The organism is Trichocoleus sp. ST-U1, from assembly GCF_039961835.1.
Taxonomy (GTDB): Bacteria; Cyanobacteriota; Cyanobacteriia; order Cyanobacteriales; family FACHB-T130; genus FACHB-T130.
The window spans coordinates 1-17,256 of sequence record NZ_JAMPJZ010000029.1; the positions used below are offsets into that span (position 1 = coordinate 1).

The window sequence follows — 17,256 nt, forward strand, 5'->3', positions numbered from 1 at the left end:
GAATGGATAGAGATAGAGGCTTATCGGGACTGGAAAAGTTTAGTAAAGTATGTCAAAAATGTGCTAAAAAAAATCGGAACCGAATATGTAATTAATTTTGCTTAAGCACTTAATTAATAAAATTAATTTTTTATTTTGCTAAACTTATTAATATATTGTAGTTGTTGTCTTGTTTGAAAAAACGATCTAGTTTAAACAGAGGTACTCAGCCCTGGGCTTGGTAAATTAAACGAAGGCGCATTGCTGAATGCCAACAGCTAAACACATATCCAAATCTAGAAAATTTAAAAATCCTAAAATGTTTGACTTTCTTAATCCAATCCTAGGGCGTCATCCAGAACGTAACAAAGCCAACGTTGAAATCTATACTTGGCAAACTTGCCCCTTTTGTATCAGAGCCAAGATGTTGCTCTGGTGGAAGGGCGTCAACTTTACTGAGTATAAAATTGATGGTGATGAGGCAGCCAGAGCAAAGATGGCTGAACGTGCCAACGGGCGTCGAAGCGTGCCGCAGATTTTTATCAATGAGCAGCACATTGGTGGGAGCGATGACCTCTATCAATTGAATACAGGCGGACAATTAGACCCCCTACTGGCTCAACCCACCGTTCAAGGCTAGAATCAGCCAACACAGGTGAATTTCGTTTGTATAGTCGGTACGGGCACAAGCGCATGGCTATTGAGATTCCGCCACCGGAAATTGAGGACTCTGCTTACCTAGTTCACCGACAATGGATGATTCAAGCGCTGGAACTTGCCGAGAAGGCGGGTGATGCTGGGGAAGTGCCAGTGGGAGCAGTAATTGTGAGTGCAGATGGTAACTTGATTGCAGAGGGTGAAAATCGCAAAGAACGTGACAAAGACCCGACTGCCCACGCCGAAATTTTAGCTCTTAGAGCTGCTGGGCAAGCAATGCAGGACTGGCACCTTAACGAATGCACGCTCTACGTCACCTTAGAACCTTGCCCCATGTGCGCTGGTGCGATCGCGCTAGCACGTCTGCGACTTCTCGTTTACAGTGTGGACGATCCAAAAACTGGCGCGATTCGTACCGTTGCCAATATTCCAGATAGCGCTTGCTCTAACCACCGCTTGCCGGTCATAAGTGGTATCTTAGAGTCTGCCTGCCGCCAACATCTGCAATCTTGGTTTGCCCAACGGCGCTTAAAAAGTCAAAAGTAAAAAGGCAAAAGGCAAAACAAAAAAATTGCTCTTATTTATGTTTACTTTTACTCTGCTAATGACAGCATGAGAACTGTCCTTCTACTACAAGACAGATGCCGTAATCATACATAAGCTGGAATTATGGATGCTGTGAGAAGTTTTATTCGTGATGACTCAGCCCGACCCCTCTGAACAAACGATAGAGACACCAAAACCTGTCAAGGTAGTTCCTATTACTTCCCGTGTTTTACCTTGGCTAGCTTCCTTAGGCTATAAGGTGACAAAATATCTTGTCATTCCCTTTTACTTTGGTAAAGCCGAAGTCACCGGACAAGAAAATATCCCCGCTACCGGGCCGGTAATCCTAGCTCCTACCCATCGCTCTCGCTGGGATGCGTTTGTCGTGCCTCATGCGGCTGGACAACCTGTGACGGGTCGTGACCTGCGGTTTATGGTGTCAGCGGATGAAATGAAAGGGTGGCAAGGCTGGTTTATCAGCCGCATGGGAGGGTTCCCAGTAGATACCCGAAATCCGGGAGTTGGCACTTTTCGTCATGGCGTCGAAGTTCTCCGCCAGGGAGAAGTGCTGGTCATCTTCCCGGAAGGCGGCATCTACCAGGATACGCAAGTTCACCCCCTCAAGACGGGTTTGGCGCGCATTGCCTTGCAAGTGGAATCTAGCCAACCAGAATTGGATGTCAAAATTGTGCCGATTAGCGTCCGTTACGGCAGCCCAGTGCCGCATTGGGGCTGCGGTATAAAAGTTAACATTGGTGAGCCGATCTCAGTCGCGAATTATTGCAGCAATACGCCAAAACAAAGTGCGAAAAAACTAACCGCCGATTTAGAAGCGGTGCTTAAACAGATAGATGGATGCGAAGTAGAAGAGGCGGATACGCTCTCTACTGCTCCCCCTTTAAATGAAGTATCGGGCGCTCAGTCATCGTTTTAACCTTTCTATAGAAATTCTCATTCATTCGCAAACAAGAGCTTTTAGGGAATCAGTAATGGGAGACGGCTCATTACTCACGACCATTACCGCTATTTCTATATATCCAGCAATATACTCTGATTGCCGATAAAAGACTGAGTAGGGGCACAGCAGTGCCCCTACTCAGATGCCCAAGGTTAATTCCCAGCTGTTCAAAGTTCCTGTATCCATCTGGGCATAATCCACGACCCACAACTGCCAGATGCCTGCTACGGGTTTGTTGAGAAGTTGCTGGAGTGCGGGTGTATTTTGCAGCGTGTAGGTGGCTTGCAATTGAGTTGTAGAACCCAGAGTGCGACCTTGCAACAGCACCGTAATTCCGTTAGGACTCCTCACGCTAACTTCGATATCCCCCAAAAACTGGTGTTGAATGTTGACGCTGACTTGGATATCTCGTAAAGGACTGGCGTAAGTTACGTTAATTGCGCTGGTAACGCCTTGGGAGTTGTAGTCGGGAATGGGGACGAGGTTGTCATTGCGTCCGTGCAAGGCTTGGGAGGCTTGGGAGGGTTGGACGCGCTGCTGCTGGGCAGCTTGAACAGCTTTAAAAGCGTTGACTTTGCCATAGCCGAACCACTGCGAGAAACCGTTTGCATCGTAACTGCCTAATCGAAAAGTCAATTGGGGGTCGGGGTCGGGGTCAACGACTTTGTCAGCGGTTTGTTGCAGAATTTGCCTAACTTCTGTTGCAGTTAAATCGGGATTAGCTGACAGAATGAGGGCAGCAACGCCTGCGACCACGGGACAAGCACTAGAGGTGCCGCCAAAGTCACTGGTGAAGTTGCTGCTGTCGTAGCCAGCGGCTCCGAGTCGGTCAGTGGTAAAGATGCCCAATCCAGGCAGCAATGCTCTGACTTCGGGGACGGTACTGACATAGCCGGTTTGTTCAAACCACATTCCCGGCGGGGCATTGTTGCTGGGGGCACAGACAGAGACGTTGGTTCCCCAGTTACTGTAGGCAGATTTTTTGTTGAGGCTGGTACAAGCAGAAACTGCGATCGCATCTGGATGAACGGTGAAACCGCCTAGCCACTGGGTAGGGCCTTTTAGCAGGTTATTAGGCCATCCCTGCTCGTTAATCGTGCCACTGATGGGACGATTTGCATTCCCGGCAGCAAAGACGATGACGCAGCCTTTACCGTCTCGTCCTTGGGTCGCGGCACGAGTTAGGGCGGCGCGTTGCCGCAGAGACAGGGGAAAGTAGACGGCTGCTGGCCCCCAGCTACAGGAAATGACCGCAGCACCGTTGTTGGTAGCCCAGTCAAAGAGTTGTTCGATGGTTTCGTCATCCAGATAGCCGGTGGTGCGGAGGGGCATCAGGGCACAGCCTGGGGCAACTCCCACAATGCCGGTGCCGGTTTCTTCTGCGACTGCAACCCCAGCACAGGCGGTTCCGTGGTTTTCATTGTCGTCTCCAGGTAGCGGCAAGAAGTCTTGTTCTTTGAAGTCTTTAGGAGCAACAATTTTGCCGGTTCCCTGAAAATCTGGGTGGTTGAGGTCGAAGCCATCATCTGCCACTGCGACAACGATGGAACGGATGCCTTTGGTGATATCCCAGGCTTTCTCAACCGAAATGTGAGAACCGGCTGCTATCTGAGATCCGCCAAGGTTGTTGAGATACCATTGCTTGGGATAGAGGGAATCTTTGGGTCGGTAGTGCTTTTCTTGTCGAACAACGATATTGGGTTCGGCGGTAAGTACCTCTTGTCGCCCCATTAAGCGGTTGGCAATTTTAATGGGATTTTCCCGTGCTTGCGGACTGACCTCGAAGACGAAGGTGTTGGGAATACCGCTAACGGGTCGCAGCAATTGTAAGCCAAATAATGATGCGATCGCTCTTTGGGTTTCTTCATCCACCGATGGGGCAAACTGAATAGTCACCTGATCCGTTAGGTAAACTAACGTTTGCGGATTCTCTTTAAGTTTATAGACATGACTGGCAAAGGCGACGTCCTCAGATTCTCTTGCCGCCTGCATGGCTTCGTCCCGTTGGGATGGGTCAACAATAAATTCTTGTAGGGGAGGAGTCATCCCGCTTCTACCGGGGATTTCCTGGTGTGCTTGGGCGGGAATGGTTTGCGCGAACTCCTCAGATGCAGCGTCGGAGGTAGCGGGGCGGACCGTGAAGCGATCGCTCACTTTCTCCAATGCCAGTTCTTCACCCCCCCGCTGTAAAATACGACCGACGCTTTCTTCTGGCACACTAGCCGCAGATTGGTCATTGCTCATTGGTAAACAGCTAAGTTTTAATTTTTTATTTTTATTCTCTATAGCAATTCTATTCTTTTTGTAACATCATAGTTTCTCTTGATTCTTCCTTTCTGTTTTATCAATATTGTATTTTTAATCCCAATGAAATTTTTAGATTTCTTGACAATTATTGCAAATTACTTTATTGTCTGCTAACAAGTTTTACTAAAATCAAAAAATCGGTAGTTCAACTAAAAAACAGGTGATTTTAGATTCGCTTTCCACTTTAATTGTTCCTCCTAAATAAGCTACCATTTTTTGAACCAATGCCAGTCCTAGACCAGTTCCGCCATGCTTCCACGGGTCATTACTTGGAATGCGGTAGAACTTATCAAAGATTCGGGGAATTTCATCTGTAGGAATTTCGATTCCAGAATTAGTCACTTCGAGCTGAAGCTTTTCTGATTTAGCATGGACAGCTACCTTAATTTTTTCTCCTTGCGGAGTATATTTACAAGCATTATTCAGCAGCTCGGTGAGGATGCGTGCTAAACAGAATGGATCGGAGATTAGAATCGGCAGTTCTTCGGGAATCTCTACTTGTAAGATTTGCTTGTGTTTGTGGGTTCGCTGTTCAAAAGGTTCTACGATATGGGGAATCCAGTCTTGTAGATGAATCGCTGTTTTTTCTAAAGGATGCGCCTCTGCATTGAGTTGCTGTAAGTGGAGTAGATCGTTAATCAGATTAATCTCTCGGTCACACTCATTATTTAACAGCTCAAAATAGCAATAACCTGGGTGTCTCTCCGCACTTTTATTAGCGATTTCATCCCGCCAATTGCAGGTTTCTTCCATAATCACTTCCAACATCTGAATTGCCATTTTCATGTTGGATACGGGGGTGCGTAACTCATGAGAAACCGTACTCAAAAAATCATCTTTGAGAAAATTGAGTTTTTCTAATTCCTCAACTTGAGCCAGTGAAGCTTGGTAAAGTCGGGCTTGGCGAATTGCGATCGCGCATTGATTAGCAACCTGCTGTAATAAGCGAATCTCTAGTTCGTTAAAAATATATTCCCGATCGTTTAATAACCACAGATCGCCCAAAACCCCTTGGTCATCAAAAATCGGACAAGCCAAAACTGAAAATTCACCGGAAACCGGCTGAATTGGGTTAGGGCCTATTTTGCAAAATTGTAAATGCTTTCCTTGCAATAGTTGGGAGTAAATCGCCGGATTACTTGCCATTTGGATTTCGCTTCCCTCAGATGAAGGCATGGAAAGCGTGTACTCATAGCAAACCGTGGAAGTAGCCCCATTAATGTCATATAACGCCGTATCGCAGTATGTAACTCCCAGCACTTGTGCTAATTCTTGCACGGCTGTTTGCAAAATTTGGCTCTCATCAAGGCTGTCACGCACTTTATCAGTAATTCGTTTGAGCATCGCTTCAAATTTGAGAGCTTGCTGCAACTGGCTGGTGCGTTCCTGTACCTGGTGTTCGAGGTTTGTGTTGAGCCGCTGCACCTGTTGGTAAAGTTCAGATTGTTGAATCGCGATCGCTACCTGAATTGCCAACGAACTGAGAAAATCAATCTCCCACGGTTGCCAGTGCCGAGGTTGCGAACAGTGATGAGCAATCAACAGCCCCCATAACTGAGTGCTATCCGTGCTAGGGGCTATTTGGGGACTGAGCGAAGATTCCTCCCGGCTCCCCGGTTCCCTATCCTCAGACCTGTTTTGCAGGATGGGCACCACCAAATTAGCTTTGACTTGAAACTGAGACATTAAATCGATGTAACACTGTTTCAAGCCAGCGTTGTAAATATCCTCCGTAGCTCGGATACGTCCGTGTTTGTAAGGCTTGACATAGTTTTCGGCAAAGCATGGATCTACAATGGTTTTCCCTAAGATAGGAGTCCAGCGCTCATCTACAGATTCCACCTCCACCATGCCACTCCAATCTGGATTGAAGCGATAAATTACCACTCTATCGGTCTGAAGAAATTGCCGCACCTCGCTGGCTGTAGTATTGAGAATTTCTTCTAGATTCAGAGATTGGCGGATGCGCTCCAGCATCGCTCCCATTAGCCGTTGTCGCTGATTTTGCTGCCGTAATTCTTCCGCTGCTCGACTCGCTTGGAGGAGACGACGCATCCGTTGGCGCAGCACTGCCCAGTGAACCGGCTTAGTCACGTAATCGGTAGCACCTGCCTCAAACGCCTGATTGACAGATTCTCGGTCATCAAGACTGGTAATGATTAAAACAGGTGTGCGATCGCCTTGAGGAAGTGATTTTAACTGGCGACAACAACTAAAGCCATCCAGAATCGGCATCAACGCATCTAGCAACACAATATCTGGATGTAGGCTGATGTAAGCAGCTAAGCCTTCCTCTCCATCACTTGCCTCTGCCACTGTGTAGCCTTCGTGTTCAATCATGGCGCGCAGCTGCATCCGTGTGAATTTGTCATCGTCAACAATCAGGACGAGGTAGGAATCTGGTTCGGTGCAAGTAATATTCATTGCTGACTTGATTGTGCTTCCATCTGCAAAGCCGTTTTCACTTTTTCATACTCTGTTTCAATCTGTACAACAATTTTGGATGCACCCGCAATTTCTCCAGTCCGGCTCATCGCTTCTAGCTGTTTACACAAAGTAGCCAGTTGTACTGCCCCAAGAGCGGCACTGCTGGCTTTCAAAGTATGAGATGCTTGCCTGAGCGCGATCGCATCTTGGTTACTCACTGCTGTCTCCATTGCTTGCAGCAGTTTGGGAGCATCTTCTAAATAGCAATGAATCAATTGAGTCAATAAATTTGAGGCTTTCCCTCCCACTGTTTTAGCAAATGCTTCCAGGATCTTCGCATCAATAGGAGTACTGAATGATAATGTTACATCGCTACCCTGTCCGCACTCAGTATTCAGTGAAGTAGTGGCTTCGCCCTCTCTTTTTTTGACTTCCCCAATCCCCGACTTCCCTGCACCTTTGTACCCCTGCACCTCAGTGCCCCTGTACCTCAGCAAAGCCTGAACTAACTCTTCCTTCCGGAGCGGCTTGCTGATATAGTCGTCCATGCCAGCTTCCAGACACGTTTCGCGATCGCCTTGCATGACATTCGCCGTCATGGCAATAATCCAAGGTTTTGCGCTCCCATCGGTTGCCAATTCTTTTTGGCAGATGTTACGACTCGTCTCTAAACCGTCCATTTCTGGCATCTGCACATCCAGCAGCAGCAGATCGTAGGGTTGACCCCGCAAAGATTCCAGCACTTCTAACCCATTGTTAACAACATCGGCTCGATATCCCAACTGTTGAAGTATGTGCAAAGCAACCTTCTGGTTCACCCGATTATCTTCGGCGACAAGAATTCGGAGGGGAAGACTTTCGGCAAAGGGGAGCTGAAACTCAGGGAAAGTAAAGGGTGCGCGATGCACCTTGATCGGCTCTCGTACCAACAGATCGCTCAAGGTATTGTAAAGCTGAGATTGTTTAATCGGCTTATTCAGGAAGGTTGCAAATTTTACTCGATCTAACTGTTTCCCCCCCGGTTCCTTGCCAAACGTTGTCAACATCACCACGGGTAATGCTTGAGCGTTCGGTAAGGAGCGAATTTCTGTCGCTAGGCTCAAGGCGTCCATCCCTAAAATTTGCCTATCGAGAATCACCATATCAAAACGCTCTCCTTGCCGAAGCCAGTTTAACGCCTGGGCACCCGATTCAGTTGCCTTCGGCATCATTCCCCAAGATTGCGTTTGCAAAATCAAAATCTGGCGGCTAGTAACGTTGGCATCCACAATTAATAGCCGTTTTCCAGCTAACTGCGGCTGGACAGCATCGAGTTCAACAAGTGGACAGCCAGGAAAATCTCGGACGACGATCGTGAAATAAAAGGTGGAGCCGCGTCCCACTTCGCTTTCAACCCACATCTGACCCGCCATCATTTCACTCAAGCGTTTGCTAATCACCAGTCCCAAGCCGGTTCCCCCATATTGACGGGCGGTAGAGGCATCAACCTGGCTAAACGACTTAAATAAACGATTGATTCGGTCTGAAGGAATCCCAATTCCGGTATCTTTGACGGAAAATTGGATTTCGTAATAGGTTTTAGGGAATGAATCAGGGGCAATGGATGATTGGTTTTCTTGCCGGTGACTAATTGCTGACTCCTGATTAACCATTACTTCTGTTGCTGTTACAGAAACCACGACTTCTCCAGCCGAAGTAAATTTAATTGCATTACTTAGCAAGTTCACCAGAATTTGGCGCAGTCTGATTTCATCTCCTAGCACGATGCTAGGTGTTCCTGTCTCAATTCGGTAAGCAAGTTCTAAGCCTTTTTCAAAAGCATGGGGAGCGAGTAAATCTAAGGCAGCTTCAATGCAATCTAACAAGTTTAAAGGTTGTTCTTCTAATTCCAGCTTGCCAGACTCGATTTTTGAAAAGTCGAGAATGTCATTAATAATTTTCAGTAAGGAATCGCCACTGCTACTGATAATCTCGACAAACTTTCGTTGCTGGAACGTTAGTTCTGTATCCAATAGCAAGCTTGCCATCCCAATGACTCCGTTCATCGGAGTGCGGATTTCATGGCTCATCATCGCCAGAAATTCGCTTTTAGATCGCGTTGCTTCCAGTGCTGCCATCCGTAGAGCGACTTCAGCTTGTACGGCTTTCTGAGCGGAGAGTCGCAGTTCCAATTCATCAATGACGATGGCGGCTAAGTCTTTGAGAGTTGCCTTTTCTGCTTCGGTCACTTGACGGGGTTGAGAGTCGATTACACAAATAGTGCCTAAGTTGAAACCATCGCGTGTCTGCAAGGGAGCCGCCGCGTAAAAGCGAAGTCCAAATTCCCCAGCTACTAAGGAATTTACAAACGTGCGGGGGTCTACTTTGGCATCCAGAACGGTGTAAACGTCTTCTTGCAAAATCGCACTGGCACACAGTCCGGGTTCGCGTCCAATTTGCTGAACTTCTAGCCCATGATGGGATTTAAACCAGATCCGGTCGTGGTCAACGATGCTAATAATGGAAATCGGGACATTAAAAAACCGGGCAGCTAGAGCTGTAATTCGGTCGAAGGCTCCATCTGGAGGTGTGTCAAGAATGTCGTAGCGACGCACGGCGGCGAGTCGGTCAGCTTCGTTATCGGGAATCATTGTTATATCAACTATCAATGGATTGTCTGGCTGACATACCTGGAGGTAGACACCACTTTCATCCTTCTCTACATTCTTGCGGTTATGTCAATTTATAATTTTTGTTTTTAGAATTGCTCGGAAACTAGCAACCCAGCCCATGCTAATTCCTGTTTGAGGGCTTTGAGTTGCTGTTGATCCACAAGTAGCGCATCTGAGCCTAGCGTTAAATTGCAGGGGGGTTGGAATGTTGCGCGAGTAGCGATCGCTTTAAAAACGACTGCATTAAGACCCCACAGTATCACTACTTTAACAAGTTCTACGGTCGTTACTTTCCCTTTCTCTATCTAGGGGAGTACAGGATGAATAAGGTGTGTTTCCGGGTATACAACCGTCAGTAACAAAAGAGCGATCGCTATTTTGTTGTGTCAACTGAATCTGAAGCCAAGTTCGGCAATGCTTTGTTAAAGTTGGTTACAGATTGCCGAAATAGCCACTCGTTTTGAAAAACTACCCAATGACTATTAGCAAAAACTTCTACATTTCCAAAGAAGATTACCTAGAGGGAGAGCGAGTCAGTCCTATCAAACATGAGTATAGGCGAGGGCAAGTTTATGCAATGGTAGGGGCAAAGAAGCCTCATATTATTATTGCTGGCAACTTAGTTACTTTGTTCAATAATCACCTTGAACACGCCCCCTGCATTGTTCTTTCTTCAGATATTAAAGTCAGGCTTGAGTCAGCAGACTGCTATTACTATCCCGATGTTGCAGTAACTTGCGATGAGCGGGATACAAACTCTACAGATGACTTCATCCTCTATCCCATCTTGGTCATTGAAGTGCTATCTCCCTCAACAGCAGCTTTTGATAGAGGAGAGAAATTTGCTGACTATCAAACGTCGCCATCTTTACGAGAATATGTGTTAATTCATCAATCTCAGATGAGTGTCGAGTGTTTTCGCCTTTCCGATTCAGGCAATTGGGTTTCTCAAATCTACCGCCAAGGAGATGAAGTTTACTTTGCAAGTATCGATTTTCGCTGCGATATTGCCTCCATCTATCGAAAAGTCCCTGGACTTCAGAATGCTGATGCGTGAATATGATAGCGATCGCTCTTTGGTCGTGCCAACGGCATCGGAAACCAAGTTCCACAATACTTTGCTGAAGTGGGTTACAGCTTACTGAAATAGCTGCGGGAGCGATCGCACCGCTCGATTTTCTGTAGCAAAAGGACTAAACCAATTTGAGTACTACATTATTAACTAAATCGCTTATGAAATCCTCAGCTTGAAGCTGTGAAATCACTTCGCTTGAGGGATGAGCAGCCATATTACGACGTCTTAACTTTTCCTGCAATATTTTCTGAAGGTTGCCAGAAATAATTTTTGCAGATTTACAAATCTCAATCACATCAAACTCCTTCAATTCGCTGAAGTCATCTCTCGTTGCTATCGGTGTAATGTGGCGCTTTGGATATTTGATTGGAAGTTGCATATTGAAAGCTGTCAGGTGCAACTTCAGCACATAATTACATAAGTGATCAAACGCTAAATTCCAAGACATGACGATTGCTGCACGGAAAGCTCCACAGCGAAAACAAGCAATCGCTTCCTGAAGAAAAACTTGTTCCGCCAGATCGGATACTTTGTCAGGCAAGTCTAGCAAAAGCTGCTCAACTTGAATGGCAGTTTGGCGTTGACCATACTCCAGTTCAAATTTTTCTCTGACTTGCCGAACTAAATAATAACCCCGCTTATCTTGAACAACCTCCTTGGGCTTTCTATCTCGTAACTGTGCGAGATATGGGCTAACATTAGACGGCTTATCCAGATAAAGCTCGTCATAGCAAGCTCTAAGGTCGGCTTGGTTAAAGCGCTCCTGATTGCGATAGGAGTGTATATACCAAGCAAAAAAGCAGATTTTCTGAGCGTGAGACCATACGCTAAAGTCCGTGATACTGCTTACAATGTCTTGTAACTGCACAGCGAGCTAATCTCCCAAAAGTTCTTGGATAAGTTAGTAACTTGTTAATTTCATCACGGCGAATTTTCAGAATCTTGAGGTAAATTCGTGGTCTGTGAGATGTTCGGTGCAAATCCTGCCATCTTTTCCGCTTCAGCAATGCCAGGTGAAAGTAGCTTAAATCCACCTTGAACTTTGATTAAAGCACCCTGTCCAGCAATCTCTCCTAGGCTCCGACCGAGATTGCGCTCACTTACTTTGATACCAAATGTAAGGTACAAAAACTGGGCGATCATATAGCTGGAGGCTACCTGTTCAGGCTCACTAGTTGCCTTGCCCACAGCCCACAAAGCAAAGATTCCTTTCTCTGAAGTCGAGCGGTCTTTGATAGCTGCAAATCCGTCAATATTCAAGGAGAGAGTTTTCCATGCAGTAACCCATGACTCTACAGTTTGAGAAAAGCTATTACTTTTCCGACTACCATTTTTGGGAGAACTGTCTGCGCTCTCATCTCCTTGACCGTTAGATTTTGCTCCTCGTGTCCCTCCACCTGTATTCAAGCTCCATTTGCTTTGAATATTAGGATCAAGGATTTCTGCAAGAACTTTCTGCGCTTCCTCGCGACCCGATTTTTGCAATCCTACTCTATCTTCTTCCCGAAAAAGATCGGAGCTCTTGCTAATCCAGGTAACTACGTTGGTAGCGTAGTATCCAGCTTTTTTGAGTTCCTCATTAAGGACTGTGCGCGGAATTTCATGCCGTCCTTCTAGTTCATGGGCGTACAAGAACAGGTAAACTAGACGCCGTGATGCATCTAGTTTATTGTTAGCTTTTAGCCGAGTTTCCTTGAGACGCAGTTGCTCTCCGTTATAGCGAAAGATGTCCCGCAATTTTTCTGCATCTACTCTGGATTCGGCAGGAGGAAGAGTATGTTGAATTGGGGCATTCACTACAATCTCATCCTGGTTCTGATTCAAGTCAAACAAAGAGAGTTGCTGGGTTTCGTCTGAATAGATGTTTTGCCCTTTAGCGTGACCATTCCTAGGAATACCGTTTGAAGTGCGTCCGATAATTGCGGCTAGCGCAGTACCACCTAAGCTAGTTCCCATCTCATTCGTTAACGAAGCCTCAAACGAGCATGAATGACCTTTACTCTTTTCAACAAACTTCAAGGTGTTAAGAGGAACATCCTGAATGCCCTTATTAAGAGGAGTTTGAGTACAAGTGTTTGAAGCGACTCCGGCTTCACCGATAGGCGTACCACATGCAACACAACCCACCGCACCAAGTTCCAATGGTGCCTTGCAGTTCTTACATCGTAGTGGAGTCAGGCACTTTGGACAGTAGAAAAGGTCTTCACGGTTGGGAAGTGTATGTTGACAGTCGGGGCAATGCTGCATATGAGGAATATTCCTAATGTGAAATCGACAATCTAGAAAGCATCTTAGATCGGGAGTTCTGCTGGTTTCTATAAATTCATGATACTGAGGTTAAAAGTAATAATTTTGCAGAAAGGCAGATGCTATCTGGCTTTCAAGGTTATTAATTTATTTCGGTAAAATACTTTCTATTGTTTGACAGCATAAGATGAGCCGAGCCTCAATTCATTCTTATTCCGACTGCCATGCCTTTGAGCGGCTGATGCTGCTAGTTGCCACACTGGTAAAGTACCCTGGTGTAGGGTACGTTGACTCGCCAGATGGCAACTCTGGAAAACATCACAATGCCTCACGAGAGGTTTTAGCCCGTCTTCGGGACGTTGCACAAGAGGTTGGAATCGACCTACCTCTCTATACAGAACACACCATCCGTAAGGATCTAAAGGTTCTACGTCGCTACGGTATTCTCGATCAATCCATTTATCGGTGGGGATACTATTTGGGCACGGGTGCAATGAGCCGAGAGGAGCTACAGGTTGCAGTGAATGCGCTGTATTCTCAGGCGAAGTATCAACAAGATCCGCAAGTTAGCAAGGTATATCAAGCCTTAGAGCGACGACTACGGGGTTTGGGATTGCGCGAGAACATATTTTATCCAGTACGAACCCAGATTAATCGAGCAATCATCTATACCGATCCCGAAGAGATGATGTCTCAAAGTAAGTACCGAGGCTCATTATTCGAGTTGTTAGAGGAATTAGAAACTGCAATTGTAAAAGGGCAAGTAATTGAGATTTATCGTTGTCGTAATCCTTATCAGAATCAGAGTGAGGGTATGCACCTCATACGGGTTTATCCTCTGCAACTTGTATATTCAGATGTTGCTTGGTATCTGCTGCACGAACATTACCAGACTGGGCACTTGGCACTGTCTAGACTCGATCGCTTTAGCGAGTACTTTAAACTGATAGAGGCTTTGGGTCGAGGCAAACAATACCAGTTGCAAAGTTTGCAGATAGCCCATCAACTACTGGAAACAGGGTGGGGAATCTATTTAGGAACAAGGCAAGAGCAGCAACTAGAGCGTCAAGGTCAGTTACTCTTTGTAAAAGTGACTGTTCGGTTTTTCCGAGAGGCAATGGCGTTTATTCAGGAAGGTGAGAAACGTCATCCCAGACAAAACATTACTCTGGGGTCAAAGGCGAAGGATGGGAAACCAGAGTATTTAGAGTACAGCATAGAATTGCCTCAGCGCTCGCTCAATGAATTCTGTTACTGGGCTTGTCGTTTTATGGGCAATGTGCGGTTTCTCACTCCTCCTTACTTAGTTGAGAAACATCGAAAAATGGCACAAGACTTACTTGCCCAGTATTCTTCAGATTAACTAGATTGCTCAGAGCGATCGCGTTCTTCCCCTCTAAATCCACTTTTCCAAAACCGAAACAGCACGGGAAGCGATCGCTCCTGTTTTAGTCAGGGTAATTAATCCTACAGCCATACTTAATCAACATGTTCCTGCCTGTCTTATTGAGCAGTTGTTTTGATTAAGTTGAGGCTATAGTCATACAGGTATAGAAATAGTTTTGAGCATGACCACACAAACCTGTCCCATTTGCCATGCTGAGGTAACTCCTTCTCTTAGATACCCGGAATACATTTGTAGTGACTGTCGCAGTAAAGCGACAGATATTAATGGCAGAAAACTGCATTTTTACAATAGTTCCATGTCAGGTGGATACATCGCATATTATGCAGACAGCAACGACGAAGAAGAATACAAAAGCCACTTCTGCTATATAGATGGAATCAAATGCAGAGCTGACGAAGGAAGGGTTGGGGGTATAGTGATTGAAGTATATTCAGGCTAAGAACCTAATTACAAAAATCACTGTCTCATACCTTTTCTTTCGGTGGCGATGTGATGCCACGCTTAGTCAAATTTTCTTCGAGTTCCCTGATAAATTCAAAGTCTTCCTCCGGCAAAGGCTGACTTCCACCCCCTAAGAAACCCTCACCGATAGAAGACTTCTTCTTCAGGAAGGTGAACGCCCGCCGGAACTGATCGGGAGTTGCCTCAATCGGCGCATCAAAGTGGCAGGGAATAATTCGCTGGAAGTTCCAGCTTCCCACCTCGTCCGCCCAATCAAGGACTGCCTGAGGATCTTGGGTGAAAATGAACGATTGCAGAATTGGTGCCACGAACGGGCGACCGCTCCCTCGCAGCGCCTCAAAGGACTGCTGCCACTGAGCCTTCCATTTAAAGGGAAACCAACCGAAATACGCCTTCTTGGACCGATCCGGTGCTTTCAGGGCATCGCGCAAAGCCTGCCCCTGCTCGCTCATTTCCAAGGCACTGGGACGTAGATACAAAGCAAACAGCGTAATGCGCTGCCATCCCTTGCGACGATTCTCCTCAGTATCTTCAACCCGTTCCAAGGCGCTATCTCTGGCGTGGAACAGCAAGGGATATGGGTCAACTTGGACAATCTCTGGCGGAGACTCTGGCACCGAAAGTACCGAATCTGTCAGCAGCAGCGTGCGCGATCGCTTGTGCAATAAAGCAACTTCTTCAAACGACCCTCGCCCCAAGTCGATGCTCAGCACCGCATAATTAAAGTCCTCAGCAAAGGGCGCATCCTTGCTATTCTCCGGAAGTACGTGAGTGCGTTTGCTAGGGAAACCAAGCCAACTCAGCGGCAGATTCACTGGAAAGCTCCATTGGTTCTCAGTCACAAACACCTGTGCCAAAGGAAAGCATCTAGCGAACGGCCCCACGAAAACCTTGTGTTCTAAGCCAGAAGCGGTTGGCAGGATGATGTACTTAACATCGCCGTATTTCGCCTCTAACTCCTGAACCAGCCGGATGCACTCTTTGGTCGGCGCGACTGGAGCATAGACCAGAAGACCCCCTTCAGAGAGCTTAACGACGGTCATGCGAATCGGTACAACAGTGTAGAGGATGCCCTGCATCTGGTCAAAAGTCCAGATCGTGTCCTTCACGACTTCTTTGCGGAGTGTCCGCCGCCGACTGTATGGGTAGAGTGGCACAGCCAGCCAAAAAGGCCATGACGAGTCTCCAGGTTTGATACTCAAACTATCTTGCCCCTGCCCAAACGATGCCTTCAATAGGTGTGTCTGGTGCGCTTTTTTTAGCGGTTCTATCCACTCCACGACCCCTTCCCCTTCTTCATGAATGCTGACGCCCGTGTTTGTCGAATTTCTAGCTGCTGGAGGAAAGCAAACTTTTGACTCAATAACTTATTTTTATCTAAAATCTAGACCCTCATGACAATTAGACTTTAAACGAACGCTCGTTTTCTACCCTATTAGGATCGATACTTCCTATATAAAGCACACCTAACCCCCTCACAAGGGTAGGTTTTTTAGAGGATAAAGGAGTGGGAACCTGGAGGAATGGGAGAAAGCCGATTTTTCCGTTGATGATTTATCCCCTTTGCCCTTAAAAAAGGTTTACAGCAAATTACCCCGACTTTGCCACCGTGAGGACAACAACGCGGCTGTCTACATTGAGAACTTGGACTCCTGGGAATAAAGTAGTCATCGGCACCTTCCAATGGGAGTGACCGCAAATGACTAACAACTCGTTCGCTGTGGCAAGTTCAGCGCGAATTGACTGATTTCCGATAAGTTTCGCGTCTGGATCGTTGGGGCCTTCGTGCAAAATTAGGATATCTGGTAATTCCTTGAGCAGTTGGCGAATAGCTTGATGAAAATCCTTTTCTGAACGACGCCAAAGTTTAGTCGGTTTACCGATAATCCCTGAGATGCCTGCGATGCGAAATCCATCAACCACAGCGATTTCACCATCTAAATAGCGGATACCTCGCCCCTTTTTAAAGGTTTGAATTTCCTCTGGCGTGTTTCCCAAGATGTCATGGTTTCCTGCAACTCCAGCAACCCAGCGAAAACGATGACTGAAAGATTGCCAGACTTCGCGGACATCTCCCTCACCCCCACGTTTATCGCTTCGTGCGTAAAGATCGCCTGCCAAGATAATGCCTGTTTTCTGTGGTGATGGAATCCGTCCCAGGTGCGCTAAAGTTTCTAATTCTTCCGCAACACGATGACCGAGAAGGCGTCCATCTGTGGGATTGATACCCTGTAAATCGCTAGCGATGATGATGGCGTCTAAGCCAGGTGGAAGTGAGTCAGCTTCTGCCGATAAAATCGGTAAAACTTGCTCAACCACCTGGAGATGACCTGCCGCAGCAGCGGTAATAAAGGGGATTTCATGAATGGGTTGGTCGGAAATAGAAGCAATCCGCATAGGGCTTAAGGGTAGCGTTTGCCTTGAAAAGACGTTGTCATCTTGACGCCAGTTCAACTGCGAAATTGCTGCTATTCCTGGCACTGACCGATTGGAAGCAAGATGTAGGTTTGATATAAACCTACATTATTTAAACGTTTTA

At 46.5% G+C, this 17,256-nt stretch carries 13 protein-coding genes and 1 pseudogene; 6 read left to right on the forward strand and 8 right to left on the reverse strand.

Annotation, left to right across the window (positions count from 1 at the left end; all coding sequences use genetic code 11):
* The 4 genes and pseudogenes from NDA06_RS12610 to NDA06_RS12625 form a co-directional block, all read left to right on the forward strand.
* Nucleotides 1-105 (forward strand): annotated as a pseudogene (locus NDA06_RS12610) (IS630 family transposase); the annotation flags it as partial.
* A gap of 193 nt (nt 106-298) precedes the next feature.
* Nucleotides 299-619: a glutaredoxin 3 gene (gene grxC / locus NDA06_RS12615; RefSeq protein WP_190985905.1), complete on the forward strand. Its 321-nt coding sequence runs from the start codon at nt 299-301 to the stop codon at nt 617-619.
* 53 nt (nt 620-672) lie between these two features.
* Nucleotides 673-1,182, forward strand: a complete 510-nt coding sequence (tadA, locus tag NDA06_RS12620; RefSeq protein WP_190985904.1) for a tRNA adenosine(34) deaminase TadA — start codon at nt 673-675, stop codon at nt 1,180-1,182.
* Nucleotides 1,183-1,333: 151 nt separating this feature from the next.
* Nucleotides 1,334-2,116: a 1-acyl-sn-glycerol-3-phosphate acyltransferase gene (locus tag NDA06_RS12625; RefSeq protein WP_190985903.1), complete on the forward strand. Its 783-nt coding sequence runs from the start codon at nt 1,334-1,336 to the stop codon at nt 2,114-2,116.
* Nucleotides 2,117-2,278: 162 nt separating this feature from the next.
* Here NDA06_RS12625 and NDA06_RS12630 read toward each other — a convergent pair whose 3' ends face one another.
* From NDA06_RS12630 to NDA06_RS12645, 4 genes are all read right to left on the reverse strand, one after another.
* Complete coding sequence (locus NDA06_RS12630) at nt 2,279-4,384, reverse strand: S8 family serine peptidase (RefSeq protein ID WP_190985902.1); 2,106 nt, start codon at nt 4,382-4,384, stop codon at nt 2,279-2,281.
* Nucleotides 4,385-4,576: 192 nt separating this feature from the next.
* Nucleotides 4,577-6,871, reverse strand: a complete 2,295-nt coding sequence (locus NDA06_RS12635; protein ID WP_190985901.1) for a GAF domain-containing protein — start codon at nt 6,869-6,871, stop codon at nt 4,577-4,579.
* Nucleotides 6,868-9,504, reverse strand: a complete 2,637-nt coding sequence (locus NDA06_RS12640) for a response regulator (RefSeq protein WP_190985900.1) — start codon at nt 9,502-9,504, stop codon at nt 6,868-6,870. Before NDA06_RS12640 ends, NDA06_RS12635 begins: the two co-directional genes overlap by 4 nt.
* A gap of 107 nt (nt 9,505-9,611) precedes the next feature.
* The gene (locus NDA06_RS12645) at nt 9,612-9,788 is read right to left on the reverse strand and encodes a hypothetical protein (RefSeq protein ID WP_190985899.1); all 177 of its coding nucleotides are present in this window, start codon (nt 9,786-9,788) and stop codon (nt 9,612-9,614) included.
* Between the two features lie 212 nt (nt 9,789-10,000).
* On the opposite strand from NDA06_RS12645, the gene NDA06_RS12650 reads away from it, so the two are divergent.
* Nucleotides 10,001-10,582, forward strand: a complete 582-nt coding sequence (locus NDA06_RS12650) for a Uma2 family endonuclease (RefSeq protein WP_190525772.1) — start codon at nt 10,001-10,003, stop codon at nt 10,580-10,582.
* A gap of 136 nt (nt 10,583-10,718) precedes the next feature.
* On the opposite strand, the gene NDA06_RS12655 is transcribed toward NDA06_RS12650, so the two are convergent.
* Both NDA06_RS12655 and NDA06_RS12660 read right to left on the reverse strand, forming a co-directional pair.
* On the reverse strand, nt 10,719-11,468 hold the full coding sequence (locus tag NDA06_RS12655) for a hypothetical protein (protein ID WP_190985898.1): 750 nt from the start codon (nt 11,466-11,468) through the stop codon (nt 10,719-10,721).
* Nucleotides 11,469-11,521: 53 nt separating this feature from the next.
* Nucleotides 11,522-12,742: a hypothetical protein gene (locus tag NDA06_RS12660; protein WP_190985897.1), complete on the reverse strand. Its 1,221-nt coding sequence runs from the start codon at nt 12,740-12,742 to the stop codon at nt 11,522-11,524.
* Between the two features lie 292 nt (nt 12,743-13,034).
* On the opposite strand from NDA06_RS12660, the gene NDA06_RS12665 reads away from it, so the two are divergent.
* Nucleotides 13,035-14,210 carry a WYL domain-containing protein gene (locus NDA06_RS12665; RefSeq protein WP_190985896.1) on the forward strand — a complete coding sequence of 392 codons (1,176 nt, stop codon included), beginning with the start codon at nt 13,035-13,037 and terminating at the stop codon, nt 14,208-14,210.
* Nucleotides 14,211-14,719: 509 nt separating this feature from the next.
* Here the strand turns inward: NDA06_RS12665 and NDA06_RS12670 are convergent.
* A complete protein-coding gene (locus tag NDA06_RS12670) occupies nt 14,720-15,952 on the reverse strand; it encodes a DUF4336 domain-containing protein (RefSeq protein WP_199324084.1) in 1,233 nt (410 codons plus the stop codon).
* 355 nt (nt 15,953-16,307) lie between these two features.
* Nucleotides 16,308-17,171 carry a metallophosphoesterase gene (locus tag NDA06_RS12675; RefSeq protein WP_348251739.1) on the reverse strand — a complete coding sequence of 288 codons (864 nt, stop codon included), beginning with the start codon at nt 17,169-17,171 and terminating at the stop codon, nt 16,308-16,310.
* Between the last annotated feature and the right edge of the window lie 85 nt (nt 17,172-17,256).